Genomic DNA, 15,705 nt, shown 5'->3' with positions numbered 1-15,705 from the left:
GGGTCTCACCCGGCGGTGTCGGTCAGGTCGCGGTAGTCGTCGTCGACCAGGTCGCGGTATTCGGGATGCTTCTGCACATACCAGGCCACGAACGAACACAGCGGGACGATCCGCAGGCCCGCAGCCCGCGCGCCGTCGAGGGCCGCTCGCACCAGCCTGCTGCCCAGGCCCCGGCCCTCGAACTCGTCGCGCACCTCGGTGTGCGTGAAGACCATGGCGCCGCCCCGCAGCCGGTACTGCGCGAACCCGACGACCACGCCGTCGAGCGTGATCTCGTAACGCGAAGCGGCGGCGTTGTCGTCGACCTGGACGGCCGTGTTCACGCCTCGGGCCCGTTGCCGCGCCGTTCGTCCTCGCGGCCGTCGTGCGGCACCTGGATCTTCTTGATCTGCTTGTTCATGTTCTTCAGCAGGAAGAACAGAGCCAGCCCGATCGCGGCGACGACGAGGAAGCCCAGGAGGCCGGGCCCATAGCTGCTTGCATCCACGCCCCCAGCTTACGAGCAGGCAGGGGTGACCTCGGCGTGGATCCCCGCGAACAGGTCGTCCTCCGGCAGCGTGGTGTCCACGAGCGACCGAGCGAGGTGGTAGTCCTCGGTCGGCCAGATCTCCTCCTGGAGCTCACGCGGGCAGACGAACCAGAACCCGTCGGGGTCCACCTGGGTGGCGTGCGCGAGCAGGGCGAGGTCGCGGACCTCGAAGTAGTCCGCGCACGGGACCTTGGTGGTGACCTCCCACTTCTGCGGCCGGTCCTCCCACCGCGCGATCCAGTCGGCGTACGGCGAGCCCATGCCGCGCTCGGTCATCACGTTGTGCAGCGCCTCGAACCGCTCCCGCGTGAAACCCATGTGGTAGTAGAGCTTCAACGGCTGCCACGGCTCGCCCGTCCCGGGGTAGCGGTCGGGGTCGCCCGCCGCCTCGAACGCCTCGATCGACACCCGGTTGGTCATGATGTGGTCCGGGTGCGGATAGCCGCCGTTGTCGTCGTACGTGAGGATCACGTGCGGACGGAACTCCCGGACGGCGGCGACGAGCGGCGCCGAGGCCACCTCGAGCGGCTGCAGCGCGAAGCAGCCCTCGGGCAGCGGCTCGTTCTCGTCCTCCGGCAGCCCGGAGTCGACGAAGCCGAGGAACCGCTGCTGGACGCCGAGGATCTCGCGCGCCTTCTCCATCTCCTGGCGGCGCACCTCCCCGATGTTCTCCAGGATGTCGGGCCGGTCCATCTTCGGGTTGAGGATCGAGCCGCGTTCACCGCCCGTACATGTGACGACGAGCACCTCCGCGCCCTCCGCGACGTAGCGGGCCATCGTGGCGGCACCCTTGCTCGACTCGTCGTCTGGGTGCGCGTGCACGGCCATCAGCCTCAACGGTGCACTCACGGCTCTCCTCACGGTGTCCTCTGGCTACGAAAAGAGGTTAGCTTCTTAATGACCGTGTGTTCCGAACCCGGTATGGCCCGCGTCGCGGCCACGGTCGAATCTGTGCGGAACGATCGTCTCGCACAACACCGACAATCCTCAGGGAGATTCCGCGATGCCCACCGATGAGGCCGGCGGCCGGGGGACACGCCCGGTGCTCGGCACGCCGGACGACTTCGCGCCCCGCACCGCACGGCCCGCCAGGCTGGTGCCGTACATCGTGATGGCGCTGATCGTGGCGGTGATCGCGGGTGGATGGGGCTACGTCATGCTCCGGGCCAACGGCAATCCGTCCGTGAGCGCGGACGTGATCACCTTCGACGCGAGCGCCGCGGACTCCGCCCAGATCACCTTCACCGTGCACAAGCCGGCCGACCGGGCGGCGATGTGCCGGATCCAGGCGCTCGACACCAAGCACCTCGAGGTCGGCAGCCGCGAGGTCGACATTCCCAGGGGGCGGTCGGACCTGGAGTTCACCGAACGGCTGAGGACGAGCGCCCAGGCCACAGCGGTGCATGTCGACTACTGCGATCTCGTATAGTGGAATCTTTGGGGAAGCGTTCGAAGGCGTTATCTTGACAGCCTTCCGAGTCACTTACGGAAACAAGGAGAGCCCGTGGCCGTCTCCCAGAACGACAACGTCACCTGGCTGACGCAAGAGGCGTACGACCGCCTCAAGGAGGAGTACGAGTACCTTTCGGGCCCGGGTCGCACGGACATCGCCAAGAAAATCGAAGCCGCCCGGGAAGAGGGTGACCTCAGGGAGAACGGCGGCTACCACGCCGCCAAGGACGAGCAGGGCAAGATGGAGGCCCGCATCTTCCACCTCCGGCAGATCCTGGACAACGCCAGGGTCGGCGAGGCTCCCCGCGCCGAGGGCGTCGTGGGTCCCGGCATGACCGTGACGGTCCGCTTCGACGGCGACGACGAGGAGGTCACCTTCCTGCTGGCCTCCCGTGAGGAGAGCGGCGCGCCCATCGACGTCTACTCGCCGAAGTCTCCCCTCGGGTCCGCGATCAACGGCAAGAAGGTCGGGGAGAAGGCGACGTACACCCTGCCGAACGGCAGGCAGAACGCCGTCGAGATCCTCGAAGCCGTGCCGTACGTCGGCAACTAGTCCCTTTTCGCCCCGGCCGGGAATTCCGCAGTCGTTTGCGGTATTCCCGGCTGTGCGGCAATCTCGTCGTGGACCGGACCACATCGCCGCGGGAGGGGTGAGATCGTGCTCGAACGCCGAGCGCGGCCATCCACCGGTTCCGGCGGAAGGCTCGCGAGAGCCGTGTCCGAGGCTCGCCAGGATCTCGCCTACCGGCCCCGCCTGCCCCGTCCGGGGCGCCTGCGCAGGACCGTTCCCCTCATCGCCGCGGCGCTCGTCGCCGTGCTGACGATCGACGTGTTCGTGCTCGGCGAGCTCAGGTCGCAATCCGCCACTTCGGGCGTGGTCACGGCCCTGTCCGAGCGGCGCGTGGGCAACGGCTACGTGGCGGCGGCACGGCAGTTCCGCGACGGCCCGTCCCCGACGCCGGGGCGCCAGGCCCCGGCCGCCCAGACCGTGACGCAGCAGCCGGTGGCCCCGCTGGAGCGGCTGATCCGCCCGCACCTGTTCGTGGTGGCCAACCGCCCCCTCCCGCCGGAGGTGGTGGAGAAGGTGCGCCGGGAGAAGGGCGTGACGGCGGCCGAGGTGACCGGCGCGGCCGATGTGGTCGTGGACGGCAAACGGGTGCCGACGATGGGTGTCGACCCGTCCACCTTCCGTTCGTACACACCGAAGGTGACCGCCTCCTCGGACGGGTTGTGGCACAACATCGCCGCCGGCGACATGGCGGTGTCGTTCGAGCTCGGCCACGACGGCGGCGTCCAGCTCGGTTCGCAGGTCAAGAGCGGTGGCAGGCAGCTGCGCATCGGCGCGTACGCCACCGTGGGCATGGGCTCGATCGCGGCGATCGTCTCGAAGGGGACGGCGGCGGCGCTCGGCATCCCGGAGGGCAACGCCCTGGTCGTGAGCGCCCCGAAGGTCGACTCCCGCAAGCTCCGCCTCAGACTGCTGAAGATCCTGCCCAAGGGCAGCCAGGTCGCCACGATCAACCCGGTGGTCGTGACGCCCAAGGGACGCACGGTGTGGCCGCAGACCGCGTTCATGTCCGCGGAGCAGCTCAAGGTCGCGCTCACGGCGGCCGTCGGCAAGCTCGGCCGGCCGTACGTGTGGGGCGCCGAGGGGCCGGACAGCTTCGACTGCTCCGGGCTCGTGCAGTGGGCGTACGCGCAGGCGGGTGTGAAGATGCCGCGCGTGACGTACCAGCAGTGGGTCACCGGTCCGCAGGTGCCGCTGTCCCAGGCGCAGCCGGGCGACCTGCTGTTCTGGCGCAACGATCCGACCAACCCCGGATACATCTCGCACGTCGCCATCTACTGGGGCAACGGGAAGATGCTGCACGCCCCGCACACCGGCGACGTCGTGAAGATCGCCAACGTCTACACCAAGAACCTCGCCGGGGTCGTCCGGGTCAGTCCGCAGATCTCCGCCCGCGTCCGCTGACCCGGGTGGCCGGACGCCGTCAGATCGGCAGCCCGGCCTCCAGGTAGCCGAGGGCCTCGTCGAGCAGCACGGGCAGCGGCGTCCTGCCGTCCTGCTCCACCCAGGTGAACAGTGCCGGGAGCATGATCCCCATCACCGCGCCGACGAGCGTCCGTACGGCGGGACTGCGGGGGTCGCGGCCCGCCCGCTCGGCCACCGCGCCCGCGAGCACGTCGATCGTGGCGTACAGCCCCTCCACGGTCCGCGCCCGCAGGGCGGGCACGGAGGCGGACAGCTTGGTCCTCGCCAGCATCCGGTCGAGCTCCTCGGCCCCCATCGACTCGAGAGCGGAGCGGAACGCGGCGCGCAGCGCGGTCAGCGGGGGCAGATCCGCCGGCTGGGCCTTGATCGCCTCCAGGAGGATCGGGTCGTAGTCGTCCTGGGTGACCACGTCCTCTTTTGTGGGGAAGTAGCGGAAGAACGTGCTGGGGGAGACCTCGGCCGCCTCCGCGATCTGCTCGACCGTCGTGGCGTCGTACCCCTGCTCGGCGAACAACCGCATGGCCTCCTCCTGGATGGTCCTGCGGGTCTTGGCCTTCTTGCGCTCGCGCAGGCTCGTGACAGCGCGGTCGGAGGGGTACGAGGTCCGGTCAGCGCGCTGTGGTGAGCTCATGCCCCGATTCTGCCGTCTTTCCGCCCCTGGCCGTACTCCCCGGTAGGAAGGCCCCCACCAGGACGGCGGCCGGCACCGACACGGCTCCGCGGGTCGTGATCAGGGCGCCGATGCCGCCCGCGTACGTCGCGACCACCGACGCGCCGTGCGCTGTAATGTTGATTACATGAATGCAGACGAACAGTTGAGTGCCTGGTTCGCCGGGCGGCTGCCGGAGAACTGGTTCGCCGAAACCCCCAAGGTCGTCGTGGACCGCGAAGAGATCACCGTGCTCGGCACGCTGCCGTCGCTTTCGGCGGCCGAAGGGCTCCCCGAGCTGGAGCGCGCGGCGGCGATCGAGGGGTACGTCGAGCGGTTCCGCGAGGAGACCCGCGAGCGCAGGATCGACATCGCCAGGGAGGCCGAGCACCGCTTCCGCCGCAAGGTCTCCTGGGGCGTCGTCGTGGGCGGCGAGGCCGTGATGTTCACCACTCTTTCCGTTCCGGTCATGACCCGGTTGCGTCAGCCGGAACGACAGGTCCTCGACACCCTGGTGGCCGCGGGTGTCGCGCGCAGCCGCAGCGACGCGCTGGCCTGGTGCGTCCGGCTCGTCGGCAAACACACCGACAGTTGGCTCGCTGACCTGCGCGATGCCCTCCAGCACGTGGACCGGGTCAGGGCGGAAGGGCCCGGCGGATTGGACTGAACCAATTCGCGGAATGGTCTGGACCATTCGAACTGGCCTAAACCAATGTGTAACACGGGCGAGGTGGGTAAGGGGGATAAGGACGTTTTTCCAACAGGGCTGGACTGGGTAAGGTCCCACGACATCACGACCACTGCCTGCGCTGATGTCGTCGGGGGTCGTGATGTTGAGAATGGCGCCGATTTAGCGGAGTGGAAACTCGGTGGTCTACTCCAATTGGCTTCGGAGGCCATTCTCCGCCGATGATGCTCTGGCCCTGAGAGATTAAGGAGCCGCCCCCGTGTCCATTTCAGTAGAGGTACCGACTCCCACCACTCACAGCGATCTGGCGGACTGGGTGAGCCGGATCGCGGAGCTGACCCAGCCGGACCGGATCGAATGGTGCGACGGCTCCGAGGCCGAATGGACGCGCCTGACGAACCTTCTGGTCGAGCAGGGCACTTTCAAGCGGCTCGTCAAGCGTCCCAACAGCTTCTACGCGGCCTCGGACCCGAGCGACGTCGCCCGCGTGGAGGACCGCACGTTCATCTGCTCCGAGCGCGAGGAGGACGCCGGGCCCACCAACAACTGGATCGCGCCCGACGAGATGCGCCGGACGTTCGCCACCTTGTTCAAGGGCTGCATGCGCGGCCGGACGATGTACGTCGTGCCGTTCTGCATGGGCCCCCTGGGCGGGAACATCTCGCAGCTCGGCGTCGAGATCACCGACTCGCCGTACGTCGTGGTCTCCATGCGGATCATGACCAGGATGGGCGATCAGGCGCTGCGCCTGATCGAGGAGCGCAACGACTTCGTCAAAGCGGTGCATTCGGTGGGGGCGCCGCTGGAGCCCGGCCAGGCCGACGTGCCGTGGCCGTGCAACCGGACCAAGTACATCAGCCACTTCCCCGAGACCCGCGAGATCTGGTCGTACGGCTCGGGCTACGGCGGCAACGCGCTGCTGGGCAAGAAGTGCTACGCGCTGAGGATCGCCGGCGCGATGGCCCGCGACGAGGGCTGGCTGGCCGAGCACATGCTGATCCTCAAGCTGACGCCGCCGCAGGGCGAGGCGCGCTACATCGCCGCGGCCTTCCCGTCGGCGTGCGGCAAGACCAACCTCGCCATGCTCCGGCCCACGATCCCGGGCTGGAAGGTCGAGACGATCGGCGACGACATCGCCTGGATGCGCTTCGGCCCGGACGGCCGGCTGTACGCGATCAACCCGGAGGCCGGCTTCTTCGGGGTGGCGCCAGGGACCGGCCAGACCACGAACGCCAACGCGATCGAGACGCTGTGGGGCAACAGCATCTTCACCAACGTCGCGCTGACCGACGACGGGGACGTGTGGTGGGAGGGCCTCACCGACGAGCCGCCCGCGCACCTCACCGACTGGAAGGGCCGCGACTGGACGCCGGAGTCCGGCGAGCCCGCCGCCCATCCGAACGCCCGGTTCACCACTCCGGCCGAGCAGTGCCCGACGATCGCCCCCGAGTGGCAGGACCCGGCCGGGGTGCCGATCTCGGCCATCCTGTTCGGCGGGCGCAGGGCGACCGCCGTACCGCTGGTGACCGAGTCGCTGAGCTGGCAGCACGGCGTCTTCCTGGGCGCCAACGTGGCCTCGGAGAAGACCGCGGCCGCCGAGGGCAAGGTCGGCGAGCTGCGCCGCGACCCGTTCGCGATGCTGCCGTTCTGCGGCTACAACATGGGCGACTACTTCGCGCACTGGATCGAGATCGGCACGATGACCGACCCGGAGAAGCTGCCGAAGATCTACTACGTGAACTGGTTCCGCAAGGACGCGAACGGCCGCTTCGTGTGGCCGGGCTTCGGCGAGAACAGCCGGGTGCTCAAGTGGATCGTCGACCGGCTGAACGGCGTGGCCGACGCCGTGCCGACGGCGATCGGGAACCTGCCGGCCACGCTCGACACCGAGGGCCTCGACATCACGCCCGAGGACCTGGAGTTGCTGCTCAGCGTCGACCCCGAGGTGTGGCGTGAGGAGGCGGCGCTGATCCCGCCCCACTTCGAGACCTTCGGCGACCACATGCCGGAGGAGCTGTGGGACGAGTACCGCGCCCTCGTCCGGCGGCTCGGCTGATCCACGCGTACGGCCCGCGCCCGCTCGCCGCGGACGAAACCACGGGGCGCGGGCCGTCGCCGGTGGGGGGTGCCCGGCCGTGCCCCGGATCGTGTCCCGGACCGGCCCCCGGGGAACCAGAAGAAGGGCAGGGCATGCCGTTGCGCCCGCGATAATTGATGATCGAGCCCCACCGCAGCGAGGAAGAGGGTCGCATGAGCGAGCGCAGCGAGCGATTCGACGAACACGGCGCGTCGCGCGAAGTGCCGGCCCGCGCGTGCCCGGCCCGGCCGGACTCCTCGGGCGGGGAGGTGGCATGAGCATGCGCGATCTCGTGTACAAGCTGTATGAGCGCAGGCTCGAACGGAAGCTGTCCGCCGACCAGATTCCCCGCCACGTCGGCGTCATCGTTGACGGCAACCGCAGGTGGGCCCGGGCCATGGGGCTGCGGGACGTCAGCCGGGGCCACCAGAAGGGCGCCGACAAGATCTCCGAGCTGCTGGTGTGGTGCCGCGAGGCCGGGGTCGAGTACGTCACGCTGTGGCTGCTTTCCACCGACAACCTCGCCAGGGACAAGGCCGAGCTCGAGCCGCTGCTCCAGGTGATCGAGAACCTCGTGCAGGATCTCGTGGACCAGGGATGGCACATGAACCCCATGGGCTCGCTCGACCTTCTGCCCGATCACACGGCACGTGTCCTCAAACACGCAAAAGAAACCACATCGCATCGTCCGGGCCTGATTGTGAACGTTGCCGTTGGGTATGGAGGAAGGCGTGAGATCGCTGATGCGGTGCGCTCCCTCCTCCAGGAGCATGCCAGCAAGGGCGCGAGCATCGAGGACCTCGTCGAGGTCCTCGACGTCGAGCACATCGCGGAGCATCTCTACACGCGCGGCCTGCCCGATCCGGATCTCGTCATCCGGACCTCGGGAGAGCAGCGACTCTCCGGATTCCTGCTCTGGCAGAGCGCCCACTCCGAGTTCTACTTCTGCGAGGCCTACTGGCCCGACTTCCGCAGAGTCGACTTCCTGCGGGCGCTCCGCTCGTACGCCGCACGACACCGTCGGTACGGCTCCTGAGACGGTACGTGACCAGCATCTTTTAGCCAGCGTAAACCTATTGGGCTGGGGAGATTCGTTACGTAACGTGGTAGCTGAGCGGCCGTCGAGGAGATCGGCGGCCACCACCTCGGGAGAGGGCCCGTCCTTGCGCGACCACCATGCGAGGAGGGCCGGAGCCCCGGTCGGCCTTCGCAGGAGGTCACGGGCCCGGTCCGTTCACCACCAGTCAAGGCAGGGCGCCCACCTCAGGCGCCCGGGGGAGAACGCGTGGCAGTGTCCTCGAGCAACCCGTCCACATCCCGCACCTACGTTCTGGACACGTCCGTCCTGCTCGCCGACCCGGCGGCGCTGAGCCGCTTCGCCGAGCACGAGGTCGTCGTCCCGATCGTCGTCATCACGGAACTGGAGGCCAAGCGCCACCACCCCGAGCTCGGCTACTTCGCCCGGGAGGCCCTGCGCTTCCTCGATGACCTCAGAGTGCGGTACGGACGGCTGGATGAGCCCATGCCGATCGGCGACGGGACCATCCGGGTCGAGCTGAACCATAGTGATCCGTCCTGCCTCCCGGCCGGCTTCCGGCTGGGCGACAACGACACCCGCATCCTCACCGTCGCGCAGAACCTGGCGGCGGAGGGCAAGGACGTGGTGCTGGTGTCGAAGGACCTTCCGATGCGGGTCAAGGCGGCGTCCATCGGCCTCAGCGCGGAGGAGTACCGCGCCGGCATGGTGGTCGAGTCCGGCTGGACCGGGATGGCGGAGCTCCAGGTCACCACGGAGGAGATGGGCGCGCTCTTCGAGTCCGGCACGGCCGACATCGACGAGGCACGCGACCTGCCGTGCCACACGGGCCTGCGGCTGCTTTCCAGCCGCGGCTCGGCGCTCGGCCGCGTCCTGCCGGACAAGTCGGTGCGGCTGGTCAGGGGCGATCGGGAGGTCTTCGGGCTGCACGGCCGTTCCGCCGAGCAGCGCATCGCGCTCGACCTGCTGATGGACCCCGACGTCGGCATCGTCTCCATGGGCGGCCGCGCGGGCACCGGCAAGTCCGCGCTCGCGCTGTGCGCGGGGCTGGAGGCGGTGCTGGAGCGCCGCCAGCACCGCAAGATCATCGTTTTCCGCCCGCTGTACGCCGTGGGCGGCCAGGAGCTCGGTTATCTGCCCGGCACCGAGAACGACAAGATGGGCCCGTGGGCCCAGGCGGTCTACGACACGCTCGGCGCGGTGACCTCCCCCGAGGTCATCGAGGAGGTCATCGACCGGGGCATGCTGGAGGTCCTGCCGCTGACCCACATCCGCGGCCGGTCCCTGCACGACGCGTTCGTGATCGTGGATGAGGCGCAGTCGCTGGAGCGCGGCGTGCTGCTGACGGTGCTGTCGCGCATCGGGGCCAACTCGCGGGTGGTGCTCACCCACGACATCGCCCAGCGCGACAACCTGCGGGTGGGCCGGCACGACGGCGTCGTCGCCGTGGTGGAGAAGCTCAAGGGCCACCCGCTGTTCGCCCACATCACGCTGACCAGGTCCGAGCGGTCGCCGATCGCCGCCCTGGTGACCGAGATGCTGGAGAACATCACGCTCTGACGGTTACGGAGGGAGATGGCCGTCCTTGGGGGCCAGATCCCAGAACTCCCGGCAGGTGTGGACCTTCAGGGGGCCGTTCCTGTCGGGAGTCGCGTGAGCGATCTCCACGGCCCAGATCTCCGGGCGCAGCCGCGCCGTACAGGTGATCTGGGCCATCGCGGTCCTGGTGATCTTCCAACCACTCACGAACAGCCGTACGCGCAGGCTGAGGGTGTTGTCGGGGTCGTTGCGGCTGCCCGCGTCCGGGGTGTACCTGACGAGCTGCACCTGGGCCAGCGTGAGCCCGGTCAGCGCGGTGGACAGCCGGTTCGACGACCGCCCGCTGGCCGCGAACAGGGCGTCCAGCGCGTCGTTGACGTGCGGCGAGCGCGCCGCGACCCGGGTGGGCTGCAGCCGGCCGTTCCGCAGCAGATAGATCGTGACGAGGGTGGGGGTGCCGCTGATGACCGGCGCGGGACCGGCGTCGACCACCCCGGTCGGCGCGACCCCGCAGGCCGTCGTCGTGAGCAGCCCCGCGAGCAGCACCGCGAGCAGGGCCGCGACCGCGCGCTTGATCCGTTCCCTGCTCACGGTTTCGGGATCCACACACAGAAGAGGGTGCCGGGCTCGCGCCGCTCGGCCGTGATCGAGCCGCCGTGCAGTTCGGCGTTGGCCTTGGCGATGGCCAGGCCGAGGCCGCTGCCCGCGCTCCTGGCGCGGTCGGTGCCCACCTTGTAGAAGCGGTCGAAGACGTGGGGGAGGACGTCGTCGGGGATGCCGCCGCCGTGGTCGCGCACCGTCACCTCGAGCCCTCCGTGCCTCTCGCCGCCGACGGCCACCCGCGCGCCCACCAGGACGGGAGGCGCGCCGTGGTTGAGCGCGTTGCCCACGAGGTTGGCCACGATCACGTCGAACCTCCGGACGTCCAGGGAGAACGTGAGCCCGACGGGCACGGTGAGCTTCACCCGGTCGGCCCAGCCCCGCACCTCCAGGCAGTCGGCCAGCGCGTCGCCCACGTCGACCGTCTCCCGGCGGAGCGTGGCGGCTCCCGCGTCGAACCTGCTGATCTCGATGAGGTGCTCGACCAGCACCCGCAGCCTGTTGATCTCGCGAACGACGATCCGCACGGCCTCCCCGGCGTCGTCCGGCAGGTCGTCGGCGTCCTCCGACAGCATGTCCGTCACCGCGGTCATCGCGGTCAGCGGCGTGCGCAGCTCGTGGGAGACGTCCGCGACGAACCTCCGCGACATCGACTCCAGGGTTCGCAGTTCGGAGACCGTGCCCTCCAGCGCGGCCGCCGTCTCGTTGAAGGTCGCGGTCAGCTCCGCCAGCTCGTCCCTGCCCCGTACGGGGAGGCGGACCTGCAGCTCGCCGGCGCCGAGGGCGCGGGCGGCCGCGCCGAGCCGCCGTACGGGCAGCAGCACCCTCCGGGCCGACAGCAGGGCCAGGGTCAGCGCCAGGACGAGCGTGATGCCCCCGGCCTGCGCGAGGGCGGCCTTGAGGCGGGACAGCACGGCGTCCTCCCCCGACAGCGGCACGAAGACGTAGGTCGTCAGGCCCGTCGGGCGCAGCACGCCGTCGCGGGTGGCCCGCTGGATCTGCGTGGCGACGATCAGCCACGGATGGTCCCTGAGCAGCACCGTCTGGTGGACCAGCCGCCGGGCCGCCTGCCAGCGGAGCTGGTCGGGCACGTCGGTCATGGTGAACCTGGCCCCGGCGCTGGAGCGCCGCCGGTCGCCGTAGGTCACGATGACGGTCCGCTCCGGCGCCTCCAGCGCCTGCACCACGCCGCCGAGGTCCTCCTCGGTGATGGTGGCGTCGCTCGGCCAGACGACGTCGCCCGCGCCGATCGGCAGCGTGATCCTGGAAAGCGTCTCGCGCACGTCGGCGATCGCCCCCCGCTCCGCGCGCTCCAGGAGCCCCCGGCGGATGATCTGGTATCCCAGGCCCGCGACCATGGCGGACGCGGTGACCGCCACCAGCAGGAAGGTGATCACCAGCCGTGCCCGCAACCCGGTGGGCACCCAGGTCATGGCGGGCTGAAGCGGTACCCGAAGCCGCGGACGGTGTGGATGTAGACGGGGTCGGCGGGCACCGGCTCGATCTTGGCGCGGATGCGCTGCACGCACGCGTCGACCAACCGGGAGTCGGCCACATGCGTGTGGTCCCAGACGGCGCGCAGGAGGTAGCGGCGGTTGAGCACCTGGCCGGGGTGGCGGACCAGTTCGAGCAGCAGGCGCAGCTCGGTCGGGGTGAGGTGGATCTCCTTGCCCGCGAGGCTCACCTTGAGGGCGCCGCGGTCGATCACGAGGTCGCCGAAGGTGAGCCGGTCGGGCGAGGCCGACTCCAGGCGGCGAAGGATGGCGCGGATTCGGGCGTCGAGCACCCGCGGCTCGACCGGCTTGACGACGTAGTCGTCCGCGCCGGCCTCCAGCCCCACCACCACGTCGAGGTCGTCGCCCCTGGCGGTGAGCAGGATGATCGGCAGCGGGTCGAGCCTGCGGATGCGGCGGCACACCTCCACTCCGTCGATGCCCGGCAGCATGACGTCGAGGATCGCGATCTCCGGGCGCCGGGAGCGCACGTGTTCGAGGGCCTCCTCGCCCGTGGCGTACGCGGTCACCGAGTGGCCCTGCCGGGTGAGCGCGAGCTCGAGTCCGGCACGGACCGAGGGGTCGTCTTCGACCAGGAGGATGCCTGCCACCCGGTCATTATGGTGCGGACCACCCAATTCCCCTATTTGTCACAGTCCTGTGACCTGGCGCGCATCCCGTTGTCAAGAAGTGGGAGCACGCTGGTTGCGGGAGCCGCGGCCCGTCCGCAGGGCCGTCAAGTGTGACGAAAATCACATCGCGCGGGAAAGTCCATGTGATCGGCGGTGGGGTCAAGACGTCACCAAACAGGTACCACGATTCGGTTGCGGAGCACCCCCCAACACAGGGCAAGCTCATAAGCCGTGAGCTCTGGTCAGCAGTTGAAGGATCGCCCCCGCGCCCCCCGGTCCCGGCGGGGAGGAGACGGCCGGTCCGGTTCAGGCTGGCTGAGCCCCAAGCGCATCGCCGTCCTCGCCGTCACCGTTGCCGTGGTCGCGGGCGGGGGGACCTGGCTGGTCCGCACCTCGATCGAGAACAACAGCGCGCCCAAGAAGGAGCTGGCGCCGGACAGCTTCCTCGCCCTCGACCCGGACGCGCCCGACCCCGAGGCCGACATCCTCAAGGAGAACGCCGTCCAGGCGCTGCGCAAGGACAGGCTTGAGAAGGCCCGCGACCGGAAGAGGGTTCTCGACCCGGTCGAGATCGTGGAGAAGGCTCCCGCCGACGGCGGCTTCCCCGAGGCCAACTTCCCGCCTGGCTCCAGCCCCGACCCCGGCAGCAACAAGGCGCTCGGCAAGCAGCTGGCCGAGGCACGCGGCTGGGGCGGCGAGTGGGGCTGCCTGGAGAAGCTCTGGGACAAGGAGAGCCACTGGAACGAGCGGGCCATGAACCGCTACAGCGGCGCCTACGGGATTCCCCAGTCGCTGCCCGGCAGCAAGATGGCGAGCGCGGGCTCCGACTGGCAGACCAACCCCGCCACGCAGATCAAGTGGGGTCTCGGCTACATCGCCGGCCGCTACAAGACCCCCTGCGGCGCCTGGGCGCACTCCCAGGCCACCGGCTGGTACTGAGTCTCCCCGTCCGCGAACCGGTCCGCGAAACTCTGGTCAGGGTTTCTCGACCTTTCGGCAAGCCCGCGCGTACGGCGGGGGTCGCACTGCACCCTTGGCCTCATGGGTGTGAAGGTCAGCGTGGTTATGCCCGTGTCCAACCCCGGGCTGTCGGACGACGCCTTCGGCGCGTGTGTGCGCTCGGTGCTGGAGCAGTCGCTGCCGCCGGAAGAGTACGAGGTCGTCTTCGCGGACGACGGGTCGACGGACGGGACCCGCAGGCGGCTCGACGCGATCGCCGGGCAGCGCGACAACGTGCGGGTCCTGCACCTCGACCACAGCGGCTCGCCCGCCCGCGGGCGCAACGTCGGCCTGTCGGTCGCGCGCGGCGAGTACGTCTACCTCCTCGGCCAGTACGACAGGCTGGAGCCGTACGCCCTGGAGCGCATGTACGACAGGGCGGTGGAGACCGACGCCGACGTGCTGGTCGGCAGGCTCGCCGACAGGAATCCGCCGCCGGCCGCCTTCGCCCGTGACCGTGACCGGGCCGACGTGCTGCGCGATCACCTCCTCGCGCTGCCGACGGCGCACAAGCTGTTCAGCCGCGACTTCCTGGAGACCTGTCAGCTCCGCTTCGCCGACCGGCCGTTGTCCGAGCAGGTCTTCGTGACCAGGGCGTACCTGGCCGCGAAGGTGATCGCCGTACTGGCCGACCAGATCTGCTGCCACCTGGGCCCGGCACCGCGGGGGACGGCCGAGGAGGAGGTGCCGGACGCGGAGGCGCTCTTCGACGGCCTCAACGCGATCTTCGACGTGGTGGACGCCCACACCGAGCCGGGTCCGCAGCGGGAACGCATCCACGCCCACTGGTATCGGACGCTCGGGCTGCGTCGCCTGTCGGGCGCGCGGTTCCTCGCGGCCGGGCCGGACGAGCGGATGGTCCTGTTCTCCTTCCTGCGCCGCTTCACTCTCGACCGCTTTCCCGCCGCGCTCGACGTCCACCTGCCCGCGCATCTGCGCGCCCGTACGGCACTGCTGCGCCAGGACCGGCTCGACGCGCTGATCGCCCTCGCCGAGGCGTCACGGGGCACCAGGCTCAGCGCCGAGCTGCGCGAGCTGCGCTGGGACCAGGGCGTGCTGTCGCTCGATCTGAGCGTGGAGATCCTGCGGGCGGGCGGCGGCCCGCTGTGGCTGCGGCAGCGGGACGACCGGCTCCTGTGGACCCCGCCGCCCGGGGTCGACGGCCTGCTCGACGGCCTGCTCGACGACGAGGGCGCCGACGTGACCGACGCGGTGCGCCGGGCCCGCGTGGAGGTCTGCGTGCGCCATGCGGAGACCGGAGTGGTCCACTCCCTGCCGGTCACCTGCTCGGTCGGGCGGGCCGGCCTCGGAGACCAGGTACGCGTCTGGGTGACGGGGCAGGCCCGGCTCGACGCCGGTGCGGCGGCTCTCGGGCGGCCGCTGCCCGCCGGGCTGTGGGAGATCCACGTGCGCATGCGGGGCGTGCAGGCGGGCCGCACCCGGGTGGCCCGTCCCGCCCTGCCGATGAGCTGCGCGGGCGCGCTCGCCGGTGAGCCGAGGCGGCTCGTCGTGCCGTGCTGGTCGGAGCGGGGCGAGCTGGGCGTCTGCGTGGAGCCGAAGTCGTTCCCCGAGTCGATCGCGCTGGTCTCGTCCCGGGCCACGGTGGCCAGGCAGGAGGGGCACGTCTTCGTCGTCGTGCCCGTGCCGTACGTGCCGCCGAGCGGCGGGCCGCCCACCGAGCTGGTGCTGCGCGAGCAGGACGGACGCGGGCGCAGCATGGTCGTGCCCGCGCTGGTCGAGCCGGGCATCCCCGGCCGGGTGGCCGGGCAGCTCGTCGCGCGGGTGCCGGTGAGCCGGATCGGCGGGGACGACTGCCTCGGTCCGGGGGCCTGGCGGCCCGCGCTGCGCGTCGAGCAGAAGGACGTGGATCTGCTGTTCGGGCTGGCGGTGCGCCGCGGCGGGCAGGTGTCCGTCCTGCCCGCCGCGGTTTCGCCGCAGGCCCCCTCACTGCTGCGGCGCATCGCCGTCCGGCTGCGGGGGACGCTCACCCCCCGCCACTCCTCGCTCACGCCGTGATC

16 protein-coding genes are annotated in these 15,705 nt (G+C 70.2%); 9 read left to right on the top strand and 7 right to left on the bottom strand.

Annotated features, from left to right (window positions below; genetic code table 11):
• Positions 1-5: 5 nt before the first annotated feature.
• Genes AB0O28_RS26830 through mca form a run of 3 tightly spaced genes read right to left on the bottom strand, consistent with a single transcriptional unit; the run spans position 6 to position 1,378 of the window.
• Positions 6-323: a GNAT family N-acetyltransferase gene (locus AB0O28_RS26830; protein WP_363644742.1), complete on the bottom strand. Its 318-nt coding sequence runs from the start codon at positions 321-323 to the stop codon at positions 6-8.
• Positions 320-487: a hypothetical protein gene (locus tag AB0O28_RS26825; RefSeq protein ID WP_363644740.1), complete on the bottom strand. Its 168-nt coding sequence runs from the start codon at positions 485-487 to the stop codon at positions 320-322. Before AB0O28_RS26825 ends, AB0O28_RS26830 begins: the two co-directional genes overlap by 4 nt.
• Before the next feature lie 9 nt (positions 488-496).
• Positions 497-1,378 (bottom strand): mycothiol conjugate amidase Mca, encoded by an 882-nt coding sequence (gene mca, locus AB0O28_RS26820; RefSeq protein WP_363644738.1) that lies wholly within the window; start codon positions 1,376-1,378, stop codon positions 497-499.
• A 154-nt stretch (positions 1,379-1,532) separates the two neighbouring features.
• Between mca and AB0O28_RS26815 the strand changes: the two genes are divergently transcribed.
• The 3 genes from AB0O28_RS26815 (at position 1,533) to AB0O28_RS26805 (ending at position 3,953) form a co-directional block, all read left to right on the top strand.
• Complete coding sequence (locus AB0O28_RS26815) at positions 1,533-1,958, top strand: DUF4307 domain-containing protein (RefSeq protein ID WP_363644736.1); 426 nt, start codon at positions 1,533-1,535, stop codon at positions 1,956-1,958.
• Between the two features lie 75 nt (positions 1,959-2,033).
• On the top strand, positions 2,034-2,534 hold the full coding sequence (greA, locus tag AB0O28_RS26810; RefSeq protein WP_363644734.1) for a transcription elongation factor GreA: 501 nt from the start codon (positions 2,034-2,036) through the stop codon (positions 2,532-2,534).
• A 162-nt stretch (positions 2,535-2,696) separates the two neighbouring features.
• A complete protein-coding gene (locus AB0O28_RS26805; protein WP_363644732.1) occupies positions 2,697-3,953 on the top strand; it encodes a C40 family peptidase in 1,257 nt (418 codons plus the stop codon).
• Between the two features lie 19 nt (positions 3,954-3,972).
• Here AB0O28_RS26805 and AB0O28_RS26800 read toward each other — a convergent pair whose 3' ends face one another.
• Positions 3,973-4,605: a TetR family transcriptional regulator gene (locus AB0O28_RS26800; protein ID WP_363644730.1), complete on the bottom strand. Its 633-nt coding sequence runs from the start codon at positions 4,603-4,605 to the stop codon at positions 3,973-3,975.
• A gap of 166 nt (positions 4,606-4,771) precedes the next feature.
• On the opposite strand from AB0O28_RS26800, the gene AB0O28_RS26795 reads away from it, so the two are divergent.
• The 4 genes from AB0O28_RS26795 to AB0O28_RS26780 all read left to right on the top strand — a co-directional run bounded on the left by AB0O28_RS26795 (position 4,772) and on the right by AB0O28_RS26780 (position 9,984).
• A complete protein-coding gene (locus AB0O28_RS26795) occupies positions 4,772-5,290 on the top strand; it encodes a hypothetical protein (protein ID WP_363644728.1) in 519 nt (172 codons plus the stop codon).
• Positions 5,291-5,576: 286 nt separating this feature from the next.
• A complete protein-coding gene (locus tag AB0O28_RS26790) occupies positions 5,577-7,367 on the top strand; it encodes a phosphoenolpyruvate carboxykinase (GTP) (protein WP_363644938.1) in 1,791 nt (596 codons plus the stop codon).
• A 295-nt stretch (positions 7,368-7,662) separates the two neighbouring features.
• Positions 7,663-8,424 (top strand): isoprenyl transferase, encoded by a 762-nt coding sequence (locus AB0O28_RS26785; RefSeq protein WP_363644726.1) that lies wholly within the window; start codon positions 7,663-7,665, stop codon positions 8,422-8,424.
• Between the two features lie 249 nt (positions 8,425-8,673).
• A complete protein-coding gene (locus tag AB0O28_RS26780) occupies positions 8,674-9,984 on the top strand; it encodes a PhoH family protein (RefSeq protein WP_363644724.1) in 1,311 nt (436 codons plus the stop codon).
• A gap of 3 nt (positions 9,985-9,987) precedes the next feature.
• Here the strand turns inward: AB0O28_RS26780 and AB0O28_RS26775 are convergent, their stop codons facing one another.
• From AB0O28_RS26775 to AB0O28_RS26765, 3 genes are read right to left on the bottom strand one after another with little or no spacing between them, the layout of a single operon-like run.
• On the bottom strand, positions 9,988-10,554 hold the full coding sequence (locus AB0O28_RS26775) for a hypothetical protein (RefSeq protein WP_363644722.1): 567 nt from the start codon (positions 10,552-10,554) through the stop codon (positions 9,988-9,990).
• Entirely contained in the window at positions 10,551-11,996 is a 1,446-nt protein-coding gene (locus AB0O28_RS26770) for a HAMP domain-containing sensor histidine kinase (protein ID WP_363644720.1), read from the bottom strand. Before AB0O28_RS26770 ends, AB0O28_RS26775 begins: the two co-directional genes overlap by 4 nt.
• Complete coding sequence (locus AB0O28_RS26765) at positions 11,993-12,667, bottom strand: response regulator transcription factor (RefSeq protein WP_363644718.1); 675 nt, start codon at positions 12,665-12,667, stop codon at positions 11,993-11,995. Before AB0O28_RS26765 ends, AB0O28_RS26770 begins: the two co-directional genes overlap by 4 nt.
• Before the next feature lie 252 nt (positions 12,668-12,919).
• Between AB0O28_RS26765 and AB0O28_RS26760 the strand changes: the two genes are divergently transcribed.
• Positions 12,920-13,627 carry a lytic transglycosylase domain-containing protein gene (locus tag AB0O28_RS26760; RefSeq protein ID WP_363644716.1) on the top strand — a complete coding sequence of 236 codons (708 nt, stop codon included), beginning with the start codon at positions 12,920-12,922 and terminating at the stop codon, positions 13,625-13,627.
• A 102-nt stretch (positions 13,628-13,729) separates the two neighbouring features.
• Positions 13,730-15,703: a glycosyltransferase family 2 protein gene (locus tag AB0O28_RS26755; protein ID WP_363644714.1), complete on the top strand. Its 1,974-nt coding sequence runs from the start codon at positions 13,730-13,732 to the stop codon at positions 15,701-15,703.
• Positions 15,704-15,705 lie beyond the last annotated feature (2 nt).

The sequence above is a fragment of the Microbispora sp. NPDC088329 genome, from assembly GCF_040685655.1.
Taxonomy (GTDB): domain Bacteria; phylum Actinomycetota; class Actinomycetes; order Streptosporangiales; family Streptosporangiaceae; genus Microbispora.
The sequence above is the reverse complement of the archived record's forward strand: the minus strand, read 5'-3'. Positions and strand labels throughout refer to the sequence as shown.